The 12,688-nt window shown below is 69.0% G+C and carries 15 protein-coding genes and 1 tRNA gene; 4 read left to right on the forward strand and 12 right to left on the reverse strand.

Features of this window, described 5'->3' with window-relative positions; all coding sequences use genetic code 11:
* Positions 1–340 precede the first annotated feature (340 nt).
* Positions 341–1,093, forward strand: coding sequence for a haloacid dehalogenase type II (locus tag OG589_RS27330; RefSeq protein ID WP_405140639.1), 753 nt, complete (start codon positions 341–343; stop codon positions 1,091–1,093).
* 27 nt (positions 1,094–1,120) lie between these two features.
* Here OG589_RS27330 and OG589_RS27335 read toward each other — a convergent pair whose 3' ends face one another.
* The 4 genes from OG589_RS27335 to OG589_RS27350 form a co-directional block, all read right to left on the reverse strand.
* Positions 1,121–1,504: a thiol-disulfide oxidoreductase DCC family protein gene (locus OG589_RS27335; RefSeq protein WP_405140640.1), complete on the reverse strand. Its 384-nt coding sequence runs from the start codon at positions 1,502–1,504 to the stop codon at positions 1,121–1,123.
* 113 nt (positions 1,505–1,617) lie between these two features.
* On the reverse strand, positions 1,618–3,114 hold the full coding sequence (locus OG589_RS27340; protein WP_405140641.1) for a cobyric acid synthase: 1,497 nt from the start codon (positions 3,112–3,114) through the stop codon (positions 1,618–1,620).
* Between the two features lie 240 nt (positions 3,115–3,354).
* Positions 3,355–4,323 (reverse strand): cobalamin biosynthesis protein, encoded by a 969-nt coding sequence (locus OG589_RS27345; RefSeq protein ID WP_405140642.1) that lies wholly within the window; start codon positions 4,321–4,323, stop codon positions 3,355–3,357.
* Between the two features lie 366 nt (positions 4,324–4,689).
* Positions 4,690–5,427, reverse strand: coding sequence for a phosphotransferase (locus tag OG589_RS27350; protein ID WP_405140643.1), 738 nt, complete (start codon positions 5,425–5,427; stop codon positions 4,690–4,692).
* Positions 5,428–5,867: 440 nt separating this feature from the next.
* Here OG589_RS27350 and OG589_RS27355 point away from each other — a divergent pair, with 440 nt between their 5' ends.
* The 3 genes from OG589_RS27355 (at position 5,868) to OG589_RS27365 (ending at position 7,803) form a co-directional block, all read left to right on the forward strand.
* Positions 5,868–6,851, forward strand: coding sequence for a Gfo/Idh/MocA family protein (locus OG589_RS27355; protein WP_405140644.1), 984 nt, complete (start codon positions 5,868–5,870; stop codon positions 6,849–6,851).
* A gap of 50 nt (positions 6,852–6,901) precedes the next feature.
* The gene (locus OG589_RS27360; protein ID WP_405140645.1) at positions 6,902–7,645 is read left to right on the forward strand and encodes a ZIP family metal transporter; all 744 of its coding nucleotides are present in this window, start codon (positions 6,902–6,904) and stop codon (positions 7,643–7,645) included.
* A gap of 84 nt (positions 7,646–7,729) precedes the next feature.
* Positions 7,730–7,803: transfer RNA gene (locus OG589_RS27365), tRNA-Arg, on the forward strand.
* A gap of 207 nt (positions 7,804–8,010) precedes the next feature.
* On the opposite strand, the gene OG589_RS27370 is transcribed toward OG589_RS27365, so the two are convergent.
* The 8 genes from OG589_RS27370 to OG589_RS27405 all read right to left on the reverse strand — a co-directional run bounded on the left by OG589_RS27370 (position 8,011) and on the right by OG589_RS27405 (position 12,679).
* Positions 8,011–9,354 (reverse strand): tyrosine-type recombinase/integrase, encoded by a 1,344-nt coding sequence (locus tag OG589_RS27370; protein WP_405140646.1) that lies wholly within the window; start codon positions 9,352–9,354, stop codon positions 8,011–8,013.
* Positions 9,355–9,368: 14 nt separating this feature from the next.
* Positions 9,369–9,560, reverse strand: coding sequence for a helix-turn-helix transcriptional regulator (locus OG589_RS27375; RefSeq protein ID WP_405140647.1), 192 nt, complete (start codon positions 9,558–9,560; stop codon positions 9,369–9,371).
* The gene (locus OG589_RS27380; protein ID WP_405140648.1) at positions 9,557–9,748 is read right to left on the reverse strand and encodes a helix-turn-helix transcriptional regulator; all 192 of its coding nucleotides are present in this window, start codon (positions 9,746–9,748) and stop codon (positions 9,557–9,559) included. The genes OG589_RS27375 and OG589_RS27380 overlap by 4 nt, the downstream gene beginning before the upstream one ends.
* The gene (locus OG589_RS27385; protein ID WP_405140649.1) at positions 9,745–11,097 is read right to left on the reverse strand and encodes a replication initiator; all 1,353 of its coding nucleotides are present in this window, start codon (positions 11,095–11,097) and stop codon (positions 9,745–9,747) included. Before OG589_RS27385 ends, OG589_RS27380 begins: the two co-directional genes overlap by 4 nt.
* Before the next feature lie 138 nt (positions 11,098–11,235).
* Positions 11,236–11,358, reverse strand: coding sequence for a hypothetical protein (locus OG589_RS27390; RefSeq protein ID WP_405140650.1), 123 nt, complete (start codon positions 11,356–11,358; stop codon positions 11,236–11,238).
* A 4-nt stretch (positions 11,359–11,362) separates the two neighbouring features.
* Complete coding sequence (locus OG589_RS27395) at positions 11,363–11,533, reverse strand: hypothetical protein (RefSeq protein WP_405140651.1); 171 nt, start codon at positions 11,531–11,533, stop codon at positions 11,363–11,365.
* A 13-nt stretch (positions 11,534–11,546) separates the two neighbouring features.
* On the reverse strand, positions 11,547–11,909 hold the full coding sequence (locus tag OG589_RS27400) for a hypothetical protein (protein WP_405140652.1): 363 nt from the start codon (positions 11,907–11,909) through the stop codon (positions 11,547–11,549).
* A 17-nt stretch (positions 11,910–11,926) separates the two neighbouring features.
* Positions 11,927–12,679 (reverse strand): DUF2637 domain-containing protein, encoded by a 753-nt coding sequence (locus tag OG589_RS27405; protein WP_405140653.1) that lies wholly within the window; start codon positions 12,677–12,679, stop codon positions 11,927–11,929.
* Between the last annotated feature and the right edge of the window lie 9 nt (positions 12,680–12,688).

A 12,688-nucleotide genomic window follows, 5' to 3' on the forward strand; every position in this document is an offset into this window, starting at 1 on the left:
CATCGCGGTCTTGGGTCTGACGGGAACAGCCGTCGGGTGATCGCCGCCTTGGCCGTGGCGGCCTGGCGTCGTCGATTCGACCTGTGTCGAAGCGTCCCGGGGTCAGCGTGCAGGCATGGCACTCCTGGGGGAGGCGGCCGGATCACGATCGGTTTGCCGGGCCGGACCGATTGCCTCCATAGATGTACAAGCTTCCGCAGATCAAGGCGTGGCACCGGGGGCCGCGGCGGCGGTGCTGTGATCCTTCGGCCAGTGATCGTCGACTCGCGGATCGGGCGGGGCGATCCTGTGGCCGTGTGCGGCCGGTCGAGATCACGTGCGCAGAAGGGGGACGAGACCGATGAACCATGACCTGGGAACATCCGGAGCCCGGCAGACCTCAGGGTCCGCCGAGTGGATCGGTGGAGAACCTTCGGTCCTCGTGTTCGACGTCAACGAGACGCTCATCGACTTCGAGTCGATGAGCCCGCTCTTCGAGAGGATCTTCGGCGACAGGCGCGTCATGCGCGAGTGGCTCGGTCACCTGATCATGTATTCGATGACGATCACCCTCTCGGGTCTCTACGAGGGGTTCTTCACCCTGGGCCAAGGGTTGTTGCGGATGGTGGGCGAGATCCATGGGGTGCGGGTCACCGACGCCGACATCGAGGAGCTCAGGACGGGCATGCTCACGATGCCCGCCCATCCGGACGTGGAACCGGGCCTGAGCCGGCTGAAGGACGCGGGCTTCCGCATGGTGACGCTGACGAACTCGCCGTCCAACCCACAAGGGCGGAGCCCGCTGGAACACGCCGGACTGGCGCACTTCTTCGAGCGGCAGTTCACCATCGAGACCACCCGCGCCTACAAGCCCGCCCCGCACGCCTACCACCTGGTGACCCAGAGCCTGAGGGTGCCGCCGACCACGTGCTTCATGGTCGCGGCACACGTCTGGGACACGGTGGGAGCGCAGAGCGTCGGCTACACCGCGGGCCTCGTCACCCGGCCGGGCAACGCTCCCCTGCCCGTCGACTCCCTGCCGCAGCCGAACCTCGTCGCACAAGACCTGCCGGACCTCGCCGATCAGCTCATCCGGCGCTGGCGGCCCTCCTGACGACGATTCGACCAGATCGGAGGGCGGTCAGCGGCCGGCGGCGCAGGTGCCGGTGCTGCCCGGGAGCCGGTGGCGGTTGCGGGCGACCAGGCGGTAGACCGCCTCCGCGGCCCAGCTCACCGGGGGCACGAGCATGATCTTCCCGATCGCGCGCCACCAGGCCACAGGTTGTACGGCGAGCAGCAGCGCGACGGCACGGGCACCCGAGGCGCGAAGACCGTTGGGACCGAGCAGCTGTACGGACCGGGTCACCTCGTCGAAGGTGAGCCCGTGGTCGCCCAGGTCGAGCTCCTGCCATCGGCTCACCCGCGGCATCACGGGAAGATGCCTGCGCCCGAAGTCGATACAACGCTGGCAGAACCCGCAATCGCCGTCATATACCAGCACGCGATGATTCTCCCACACGACCATCACCCACCTCCGGCAGGCAGCACAGCACGCCTACGGCCCTCCCGGGAGGCGGCACGGCCAGGCCTACGGTCCTTCCGGACTCCGCACGGCAGACCCGAACAGCGCGGGCAGAGCTACTTCGCTCCGGGAGGTAGCGCCGGTAGGCCCACCGGGGCGCCCTTCTCGATGAGGGCGAGCAGCGCGTCGGTGTCGACATGGCGCTCGATCAGATCGCCGAGCGCGTCCAGATGCCGTTCCCTGAGCGCCGCGAACGAGACGCCGGGCGCGGGAGCGAAGTCCTCCTTACCCGCCCTCGCGGCGACGTCTGCCAGGAAGGCGCGACGGAAGCCGTCGTTCTCCAGCGCCCCATGCCAGGTGGTCCCCCACACCGCGCCCACCCGGCAGCCATCGAGAAACGGCTCGAGTTCCCTGCCGGCTCGGCCGTCGAGGGTCACGAGTCCGTGGTGGATCTCGTAGGCGGCGACGCGGCAGCCGTACGCCTCGCCGATCGGCCGGGAAAGGGTCTTGTCCCGGGCGAACTCCACGGTCGCGGGGAGCAGCCCGAGCCCTTCGACCAGCCCGGCGCCGGATTCCACGTCGTCGCGGATCGAGCGCGCGAGCATCTGGTAGCCGCCGCAGATCCCGAGGATGGGGCCCCGCCGGTCGAGCAGCGCGGACGCCAGGCCCGTACGGCGAAGCCATTCGAGGTCGGAGACCGTGGCACGAGACCCGGGCAGGATGACCAGGTCAGCCTCCCTGATCTCGGCGACGTCGCCGGCCGAGGCGACGAACCGGACCACCACGCCGGGCTCGGCCGCGAGGGCGTCCACGTCGGTGAAGTTGGAGATCCTCGGGTACCGCACCACCGCCACCCGCAGGCTCCCCGACGCCCCCGGCTGCGCGGCGGCGAAGTCGGCCGGGCGGTTGTCCAGCGCGAGGGAGTCCTCCAGGTCCATCCAGAGCCCGCCGAGCCAGGGCAGCACCCCGTACACCGGACGCCCGGTGAGCTCCCGCAGCATGTCCAGCCCGGGTTCGAGCAGCTCAGGCGCCCCTCTGAACTTGTTGATCAGAAAACCGCTTATGAGCGCCTGATCTCCCGCGTCGAGCAGGGCCAGCGTGCCGTACAGCGAGGCGAAGACACCGCCCCTGTCGATGTCCCCGACGACGATCACGGGGATGCCGACGGCGCGGGCCAGCCCCATGTTGGCGATGTCCCCCTTGCGGAGGTTGATCTCCGTGGGACTGCCGGCCCCCTCGCACACCACCACGTCGTACACCGAGCGGAGCCGGTTGAGCGACTCCAGGGCGACCGTCCTGAGATGGTCCTTGTAAGCGCCGTACTCCATCGCGTCCACGTCGGCGAGCGGCTTGCCGAGCACGACGACCTGGCTACGGCGGTCGCTGCCGGGCTTGAGCAGGATCGGGTTCATATCGGCGATGGGCTCGATGCCGGCCGCCTGCGCCTGCGCGACCTGCGCCCGTCCGATCTCGGCCCCGTCCGCGGTCACGTACGAGTTGAGCGACATGTTCTGCGCCTTGAACGGCGCCACGCGAACTCCACGGCGGGCCAGCCATCGGCAGATGCCCGCCGTGACGACGCTCTTGCCCGCGTCCGAAGTCGTCCCCGCCACCAGAATCGTCCCTTTGACCACCCCCCAAAGATGCCAGACCCCACAAATCCGCACCCAGGCGCCCAGGAGACCTTCCTTGTACGGGAGTCCGCCGGGGTAGGGAGCTTCAGACCTCGACGAAGCCGGATTCGCGGAGAGATGCCCCTGGGGATCTCCTTCTGGAGAGATGCCCAGGGGGGCTCTTTCTGGAGAGATGCCCAGGGGGTCACTTTCTTTCGCGGACAGTTCGATGACGGCCTATCAGATGCTCGATCGCCGCCTGCCGCGCCGGCCTCGCAGCGCCCACGCCGAGGCGACCGCGAGTGCGACGGAGGAGACGTTCACCGCGCGCGCGAGCCGTACGGATCTGGAAATGTCGCCTACGGCGGGACGGGGGCCGTCGCCGAGTTCAGGGCGGTGCTCCACCCGGCCGCCGTAGTCGTTGCGGCCTCCCAACTGGACCCCGAGCGCGCCCGCGAACGCAGCCTCGCACCGGCCCGAGTTGGGGCTGGGATGCCGGTGACCGTCCCTGCGTAGTACGGCCGCAGCCGCACGGGGCGACCCGCCGACCAGCGGAGCGAGCACGCAGGCCAGTACTCCGGTGACCCGGGCCGGGACGTAGTTCGCCACGTCGTCCAGGCGCGCGGCGGCCCAGCCGAATCTCTCGTACCGCTCGGAGCGGTGACCGATCATCGCGTCCAGCGTGTTGATCGCCCGGTAGGCCAGCAGGCCGGGCACGCCCGCCACCGCGCCCCAGGCCAGCGGGGCGACCACGGCGTCCGAGGTGTTCTCTGCGATCGACTCGACGGTCGCGCGGGCCAGCTCAGCCTCGGACAGGCCGGACGGATCACGTCCGCACAGGTGGGGCAGCCTCGCGCGCGCGGCGGCGACATCGCCCGATTCGAGGGCACTCGCCATGTACGCCCCTTCGCGGGCCAGGGTCGTACCGCCGAGCACCGCCCAGGTGGCCACGGCGGTGACGGCCACGCGAGCGGGCGCCGAACGCCTGGTCAGCCGCTCGGCCGCCACCCCGAGGACCACCGCCGAGCCGACGCACAGCCCCACGTGGGCCACGCCTCTCGCGCGCGCCTTCCCGTACAGGCGGCTTTCCAGCGCGGCGGCGGCGCGGCCGAACAGCGCGACCGGGTGGGCGCGATTCTGCGGATCGGCAAGAACCGCGTCGAGCGCCACCCCGGCGAGCAGCCCGACCGCCCGCCCACTCCACCCCACGGCCCGGCTCTTTCCTGGCTTCGCCGGCCGACTCACTGTTCCGAGCTTCGCCGGGTTCCTCGCGCTCCCCGAATTCGCCAACGACTTCCCGGGGTTCCCTGCGCTCCCCGGATTCGCAAACGGCTTCCGAGGGTTCCCTGCCTTCATGAACGGCTTCCCGGGATTCCCCGGCTGCACGAATGCCCGGATGTTCCCTGAGGTGGCTGTCTTCGACTTCCCAATGCGTGTGATCGTTCAGACTTTCCAGAAGAAGGGATCGACGTAGCCGAGGCGCTCGACGGTTGTGAACAAGCTGCGCATCAGGCCGGTGCTTGCGCGCTGCGTCCTACACGTTCCGTCCTACATCCTTGGTTCTGCGTGGTTCGTTCAGTGAAGGTGGGCGTCGAGGTCGTCCCAGTGGGTGTCGAGCCAGGCCGAAGCCCGGCGGATGCGCTCACCGGCGCCACCTTCCCACATGCGGGCCCAGCCACCGCCCTTCGTCATCGCCCGCGTGCGCATGGCGACGTACGAGCGGTCGAAGCGAAGGCGGCTCACCTCCAGCAGCCGGCGCCGATCGCGCGCCCCGAAGCCGTACGCGTCGCAGAACAGCCTGAGCCGCGCGCCGACGTCGAGATCACACTGCAGAGGGTCGCGATCAAGGGGATCCGCGATCGGCGCCCAGTGCCGCAAGGCGGTCACGACGTCGAACAGCCGGGTCGTCGGGCGGGCCAGGTCAAAGTCGATCAGCGCCACAGGCCTTTTCCCGCGAAATATCACGTTCTCGGGAGTGATATCGCAATGACCGATCAGCTCCGGCGCCGCGTCGTCGGCGGAGCCTCCCTCCCACACGGCATCCGGCGGAGGCACGAAGCTCTCGGCGGCGTCGTGGAACCGCCGTACCAGCAAGGCGAGGTCGGCCAGAGCCTCATCGCTCACCGCGTGCGGCTGGAGAGGACGGGTCGCCGCGCTGCCGGGGATGTAGGAAAGGATCTGGCGGCCCCGCTCGTCGATGCCGAGCACGCGTGGCGCGCCCTCGAACCCCACCGCCTCAAGGTGCTCGAGCAGAGCATGCACGGCCGGGCTGGACGCACTCATCGGCCGCCGCACGGTGTCGCCTACGCGCACGACACCCTCCGTCACATCACCGCCATTCAGTGAGATCTCAGGAGAAGCCGTGCCGACGAACATGGCCCAAAATCTTAGTCCCACCCCACTGACCACGGGACCCTTCCCCAGGCACTCCCGGGTACCCCTACTCCGGCGACCACCCGCCTTACCAGACGGCGTTCCATCCCACCCGGCCCAGCGCTCACGCATCCGCCACCAGGCCGACAAGGAGAAGCTGTGCGCCCCGCCGTGCCGAACAGCACGGCGACCAACCGTCGGCGGGCGGCCTACCCCTACCGCCCGGTGTGGTGCGTGTCCATTCGGCGCCGCGACGGCGAGAAGAGGTACGGCGATGCCGGCGCCCCATACGTCGGGCAACCGGCGAACGTTCGCGAACTCCGCACGATGGACTCAGGGCGCGGGCATAGATCCGGCACTCCGTCTGGCATGATGCGATCATGCGAATCGGGACTCTTGGGGCAGCCCGGATCACCCCCAGCGCGCTGATCAAGCCGGCCCGATCCGTCGACACGGTAGAAGTGGCGGCCGTCGCCGCCCGAGACCGCCCACGTGCCGAAGCCTTCGCCGCCAAACACGGCATCCCCGTCGTCCACGACTCGTACGAGGCCCTGGTCACCGACCCGTCCATCGACGCCGTCTACAACCCCCTGCCGAACGCGCTGCACGCCGAATGGACGCTGCGCGCGCTGCAAGCGGGCAAGCACGTCCTCTGCGAGAAGCCCTTCACGTCCAACGCCGACGAGGCCAGGACCGTCGCGGAGGCGGCCGAGAAGTCCGGGCTGGTCGCCATGGAAGCCTTCCACTACCGCTACCACCCGCTGGTGGAACGGGCGCTGGAGATCGTCCGCACCGAGCTCGGCGAGATCAGGCACGTCGAGACCTGGATGTGCTTCCCACTCCCCCGCTTCTCCGACATCCGGTACTCACTGGAGCTCGGCGGCGGGGCGCTCATGGACGCGGGCTGCTACGCGGTGCACTGCCTTCGCACTCTCGGCCCGGGCGAACCCTCCGTCGTCTCAGCATCGGCCCTGCTCCAATCCCCAGGGGTCGATCGGGCCATGACCGCCGATCTCCGCTTCCCCACGGGCGCCACAGGCCGTATCAACGCCTCGATGTGGTCCGGCCGGCTGCTCAAGATCGCCGCCCGCGTCCAAGGCACGCGCGGCACGCTGCACATCACCAACTACGCGGCCCCGCAGTACTTCCACCGCGTCACCGTGACGGTCGACGGGCTGCGGCGGCGCGAACGCGTACCGGGCGAAGCCACCTACACCTACCAACTCCGCGCATTCGCGGCAGCCGTCGACAACGGCACCCCTCCCCTCACTCCACCCGAGGACTCGATCGCCAACATGACGGTGATCGACGACATCTACCGCAAGGCCGGCCTCCCCCTCCGCGGCACCCCCTACCCAGCCTGATCTTGCGTGTTGCCCGGCTCGGTACCGTCTTAGGTGTCTACGGTGGCCTCATGCCGATCGTGCTGGCCTTCGCCGCCTTCGTCATGACCCTCCTGGGCGGCATCGTGGCCCAGCGCGTCCAGGACAGGCGGCACATGGTGCTCGGCGCGGCGGCCGGAGTGATGCTGGGCGTGGTGGCCTTCGACCTCATCCCCGAAGGTCTCGAACTCGCGCCGTACCGGCTGCTGGGCGTGCCAGTGCCGATGCTCACGCTCGCACTCGGCTTCCTCACGATCCACGTCATCGAACGATCCCTGGCCGTCCACGAGGTGCAGGAAGGTCACTACGCCAGCCACAGCCACCGGCACGCCGCCGTCGGCCTCGGCGCCGGGTCGGCCCTGGTCGTCCACAGCCTGATCGACGGCACGGCGATCGGCGCCGCGTTCCAGACGGGGAGCGAGCTCGGCTTCGTGGTGGCCATCGCGGTGATCGCGCACGACTTCACCGACGGCTTCAACACCTTCACGCTCACGACCCTGTACGGCAACGCCCGGCGGCGGGCCGCGACGCTGGTGCTCCTGGACGCCGTGGCTCCCATCGCCGGCGCCTCGCTGACCTTCCTGATCCACATCCCAGAGCCGGTGCTGGCCGCCTACCTGGGCTTCTTCGGAGGCTTCCTGCTCTACCTCGCCACCGCCGACATCCTCCCCGAAGCCCACACCACCGACCACCCCACGCGAGCCACCCTCCTGGCGACCATCGGGGGCACCCTGTTCATGTGGCTGGTCATCGGCCTCACCGCCCACCGGCCATAGACTCCGTGGTGAACATCCACACCGAGCGGACGCGCCCCCAACCGGTGCACGTACGCTCCCCAGATCATGCACAATTATCCGAGAGCACCCTTAGCTCAGCTGGATAGAGCATCGGACTTCTAATCCGACGGTCGCAGGTTCGAATCCTGCAGGGTGCGCTGCAGAGACCAGGTCATCTAGCCGTTGACCTGGTCTTTTCTCTTGATCGGCGATCACCGCCACCTGCAGCCACATGCCACCGTATGCAGCCCCAGGCGGGTGCTTGCGGGATATATGCGGGATGAAAACTGCACCGTTTGCCCAGGTCAGGCACACAAAATCGAAGGGCCACGGGATGACCGTGGCCCTTCGAGGATTGATCGTCTTCATACCGTCAGCGCGTCCGATATTCGCTGGTTGGCGATCTCGCGTTGCCCATGGATGCACTTGGCGTAGACCCGGAGCAGCACGTCAACACTGTGCCCAGCCCGCTCGGCCACGTCAGGCGCCGGCACCCCAGAGTTGAGCCAGAGCGAGACGGCCGCGTGCCGCAGGTCGTACGGCCTGCCGGCCAGGGGCGACACGACCTGATCAGGCGTGAGCGCGTAAGTTCGTGCTTCCTTCCAGACCTTGGCGTACGCCGTCGTGGAGAAGACGCCGCCGGTGGCAGTACGGAACAGCCGGCCGTCAGCCGCGGTGCCATGCCGCTCGATGTGCACCCGGAGGATCTTCACCAGCTCCGGCGGGATCGGCACGTCCCGTATGGCCTTGTGCCGACGCTGCTTGAGCCCGCGAACATCATGCGTCTTACCGGAGTCGGAGAACCGCCGTCCACTCTCCGGGCGAGTCTCCTCCAAGGTCAGCAGGCCCCACCCGGTTTCGGGCAGGTGGCAGTCCTTCTCGCGGAGCCCCGCCGCCTCAGCAGGCCGCAGGCCGGCGAAGTACATGCAGGCGAACATCCCAGCCAGCATCGCTCCACGGGTCCGGCCCACATAGGTGACCGCCACAAGTAGCTCTCGGGCCTGCGCCGGATTGACCACCACGCGCCGATCTACCTCGCCCGAGACCTTGGCAGGCTTCCAGTTCACCCGGTCGAGCGGATTTGCCGAAAGCTCCCCCAGCTCGACCGCGTACTCCAGCGCGTGATGGAACACCGCCCGCTTGCGCCGGAAGGTGGAGTCAGCCGCCCGCGTGCCGTCGAGGGTGACAGATATCGCCTCCAACGCGGCACGCGCGGTCTTGGCCTCCTCCAGCTCGATGACAGGCAGCGACGCCGCAGTGAGCCAGCGCATCGCCGCCGCCTGCTCAGAATCGAGGGGCGCCCGCCGGTCATCGGGCAGGAAGACATGCCCGCGAAGGACCGCCCGCAGCGTTCCGGTATCGGGCTTGCCCGGACGGTCGTGCAGGAGCGCGAGCGTGACGCCGGTCAGGCTGTCCGTCATACCCTCACGGGACTTAGCCGCGGAGTGAGGCCACTTGGCCAGGATGTACGCCTGCGCGAACTGCAGCCAGGTCCGCGCGTTCTTCGCCTTGACCATCGACTCGGGCAGGCCAGTCTCCAGATCGAACGCCTCGCCCCGCTTGGCCGCCTGTCGCATGTCGGATAGGAAGCTCTCGGCCAGGGCCTTGGTTCGAAAGCTCTTGGACTTCCCCCGCCGGCCAACCTTCCAGCGCACCTCGAATGAGGCGGTCTTACTGGACGTGTTACGGCGGATGTCCCAGAACTTCACGTCATAGCTGGTGTTCACGCCGCCTCCCGGAGAGATTCGATCCAGGCTTCGAAGTCGCTGCGGTAGACCCGGATCTCTCCGTTGGGAAGCTTGAAGCTTCTAGGGGCCTTGTCGATCTCCCGCCATCGATAGAAGGTGCGGACCGAGATTCCGCCCAGTTCTTCGAGGATGTCTGGAACGGTCATCAGCTCGTCTCGCTTCCTCACGCGGCCTCCCGCCGGGACTCAAGCCACACGGTGGGATCGCTGCGCCAGACGAAAAGATCGCCGTTCGGCAGCTTCACGGCGACGGGTGCGCGGCCCAGCTCATGCCAGCGGTAGAACGTCCGGCGAGAGATGCCGCCCAGCTCTTCGAGGACCTGGGACAGAGGCATGAGTTCGTCGCGGCGGCTCATGGGCCAACCTCCACAAGTGCCGACGTAGCAGGCTCAGACCGCCCGGTCAGGAACGCGGCGAGGGCCTGTTCCCCGGCGGACAGGCCGCGGCCGGCGTACTCCCAATGCGCGACCACGAGAACGGTGTCCTCGTCGAACAGGGGCAGGCGTCCGGTGCTGATCTCCTCGTCCCGCATGTGGTCGACGCGGGCGGCGCGCAGGGCGCCGAGGGTTGTGGAGTAGCGGCGGGATTTGGTGGAGAAGTGGCCGCGGAAGCCGAGCATGTGTGCCCATTGGGCGAGCCGTAGCTCGTTGAGCCGGTCGAGTTCGGCCAGGCGGAAGCACTCGGCGATCAGCCGCCGGGCGTGGTCACGCAGGCCCAGGCCGGCTACCTCGTCGGGTGAGTTGATGCGCCGGTCGACGGTGCCGACGCATTCCGCGGCCTTGGTGGCGTACTTGGCGATGTATCCGGCGACCGCCTGCTCTGTCACTTCTCCGTGCATGGTGATGGGTTGAACGTCGAGCTGTGCGCCCCAGCGCAGGACACGGGCAGGCTCACCGGTCAGGGCAGGAACGGGGACGCTGACCGCGCCGGCCGCGTGTTGGACGGCTTGCGCCAGGGCGTCACGGCCGACCCAGGCGGGAGGAGGGGTGTCGGGCCCGCCGGGCCCATCGAGGCGGATAACGGCATGGAAGTGGACGACGCCGCGCCGTTGGTACTCAGCGACCTTGGCGAACGAGATGACCAGGTGTCCGCCCAGGTCCTTGACCGTCAGGCCGTGGAGTTTGGCCAAGTGCCGACGCAGGGCGAGGGTGAAGCGGCGCCACAGTTCGGGGGCCAGGGCGTTGAACAGCACGCTACCGGCGTAGTCGTAACACTCCGGGCAGAGCGGTTCGCCAAGGTAGCTCTCCTCGTCGCCGTGCCGGGCGGTGCAGGACAGAGGACGCCCGTGGGGACAGGTCCCGGCGTCGCGCCGAGGGTGGCAGGGCAGAACCTTGCCACCCTGCTCCCGTCGGGTGTGAACGGCGCCGAACGAGGGCGCGGTAAGGGTGACAAACAGCGCCGGGTGAGCGCTGACGGTTTCGGGGACGCCCTTGCCGCCAGCCAAGCCCGCGCGGATGAGCTGGTAGGTGTCGGCGCGGTAGATCTCGGCGCAGGCCGGGCATCGCGAGGCCCGCCGGGTCTTGCACTGCACGCGGAGCACGCCGCCGGGTTCCCGGCTGGTGCTGTAGGTGTGGAGGACTTGGCCGGTCGCGGCGTCGATGTGCCGGACCCTCCCGCGTAGATGGATCGGCTGGCGGCATCCGCCGGTCGCGCGGATCTGAGCGGCCCACCGGCCATATTGGGGGTCGTGGAGTCGGGCGATCATCCCGGCTACCGTGTGTGAGTTGGTGGTGTTGGGCATGATGGGGCGTGTCCCTTCCGGGTCTTCGAGGTTCGGTGTGGGGATGGCCCCCGACGTGGCGTGTGACTTGGCGGTTGTGCGGTCACGCCGGGGGCGCCGGGGCTAGGCCCCGTGGTTGTCTGCTCCGGTTCCGTCGCAGTCGGCGCAGGTGTCGGCCAGGCTGTCGACGCCGGTCCCGCCGCAGGTGGCGCAGCGGTAGCGGATCACGGTGAATTCGTCGTCCACGCCCTTACCTCCAGTCCCGCATGTCGCGAGGGTTGATCTGGGCGTAGAGCCGGAAGTCCGACCGTCGACCGCGGTTGGGGTGCGGGTTGGAGACCGAGGTGACCCGGAAGATCTTGCGGAGCTGGTAGAGCGCGTAAGAGATCTCGGAGCGGGAGCCGTCGAGGCGGATACGCATGGAAGTTCTCCGTTCAGGCGCCGGGGGCGGCGTTGGTGGGGTCGGTGTCGAGGGTGATGGAGTCCTCGTAGCTCCTGCGGGCGGCCCATCGGGCTCGGGAGGCGGCGAGCAGGCCCACCGCCTTGTACTCGGCGATGCCGAACGTGATCCCCGTCGAGTAGTGGCCCACCGCGAGCTCGTCGGCGTCCACGTCGGAGCCGAGCAGCCGGGCGACGTGGTCGACCTGGGCGCGGATCTCCTCGTCGGTACCGAGGGGGTAGAAGTAGATGGAGATCGGCCCCCAAGGGGCGGGGACATCGGGGTTGGTGTCCAGGAAATCGGCCAGGTCGCGCAGGCCGTTGATGACGGCCAGGCGGCCGGGGGTGCGAACCATCACGAGAGGTCCCTTCCAGGTCATGCGGGATCGGGGATGTTGCGCAGTTGCCGCAATAGCTCGGTGGCGAGCTGGTTGGAGACACCGAGCCGAGCGCGTAAGGTGTCGCGAGTGATCGGTCTGCCGTGCCGGGCGTGATGTTCGGCCGCGACGCGCCGGGCGTAGTCGAGCAGCCCACCAGAGGCAGGCGAGGTGTCGTCCTGCCCTGCGGTGTCGCCGCCCTGGACAGGGACGGACGCAGCAGCCACGGGGACGGGCGGGACGGAGGCAGGGACGAGCGCCGTCGAAGGGATCGGATCGGGGACGGGGCGCGGGGACGAGCCGGGGACGGGGACCGACGCGGGGACGGGAGATGAGGACGAGGACGGTCCTGGGACGGCGCGGCGTTCGAGCATGGAGACCGCGACCAGGAACGCCACGGCCGGGGTCGCCGCGGTGACCCAGCCCCAGACCGAGGTGTCGGCCTGTGCCAGGTTCGCGGCCAGGGACAACACGATCCCGCCGACGAGGACGAGGGTGGGCCAGGACACCAGGCCGGACCGTACGCGGCCGGTCTTCTTGTCGCGTTGCCGTTCGCGGGCGGCCATGACGCAGGTGAGGTCGACGCAGACTGCCACGGCCCAGGCCATCCAGCCGGTTTGCCCGTACTGGGTGGCGGTGTCGCGGATGTGGGTGAAGGAGCCCGCGCCGGCGATCAGGGCCACCACGGCCACCGGCCCGGAGTCCAGCAACCACCCGGCCAGATCGGCCGCACGTCCGCGCGTTGTGCCCATCGGAACCTC

Origin of the sequence: Sphaerisporangium sp. NBC_01403, assembly GCF_045040145.1 — a bacterium.
GTDB classification, from domain to species: Bacteria; Actinomycetota; Actinomycetes; order Streptosporangiales; family Streptosporangiaceae; genus Sphaerisporangium; species Sphaerisporangium viridialbum.

Excerpts from the sequence above, each read along its gene's own strand:
- OG589_RS27355 (WP_405140644.1), top strand. The coding sequence starts at position 5,868 with ATGCGAATCGGGACTCTTGGGGCAGCCCGGATCACCCCCAGCGCGCTG.
- OG589_RS27330 (WP_405140639.1), top strand. The coding sequence starts at position 341 with ATGAACCATGACCTGGGAACATCCGGAGCCCGGCAGACCTCAGGGTCC.
- OG589_RS27335 (WP_405140640.1), bottom strand. The coding sequence starts at position 1,504 with ATGGTCGTGTGGGAGAATCATCGCGTGCTGGTATATGACGGCGATTGC.
- OG589_RS27385 (WP_405140649.1), bottom strand. The coding sequence starts at position 11,097 with ATGATCGCCCGACTCCACGACCCCCAATATGGCCGGTGGGCCGCTCAG.
- OG589_RS27380 (WP_405140648.1), bottom strand. The coding sequence starts at position 9,748 with ATGAGCCGCCGCGACGAACTCATGCCTCTGTCCCAGGTCCTCGAAGAG.
- OG589_RS27360 (WP_405140645.1), top strand. The coding sequence starts at position 6,902 with ATGCCGATCGTGCTGGCCTTCGCCGCCTTCGTCATGACCCTCCTGGGC.
- OG589_RS27395 (WP_405140651.1), bottom strand. The coding sequence starts at position 11,533 with ATGCGTATCCGCCTCGACGGCTCCCGCTCCGAGATCTCTTACGCGCTC.
- OG589_RS27405 (WP_405140653.1), bottom strand. The coding sequence starts at position 12,679 with ATGGGCACAACGCGCGGACGTGCGGCCGATCTGGCCGGGTGGTTGCTG.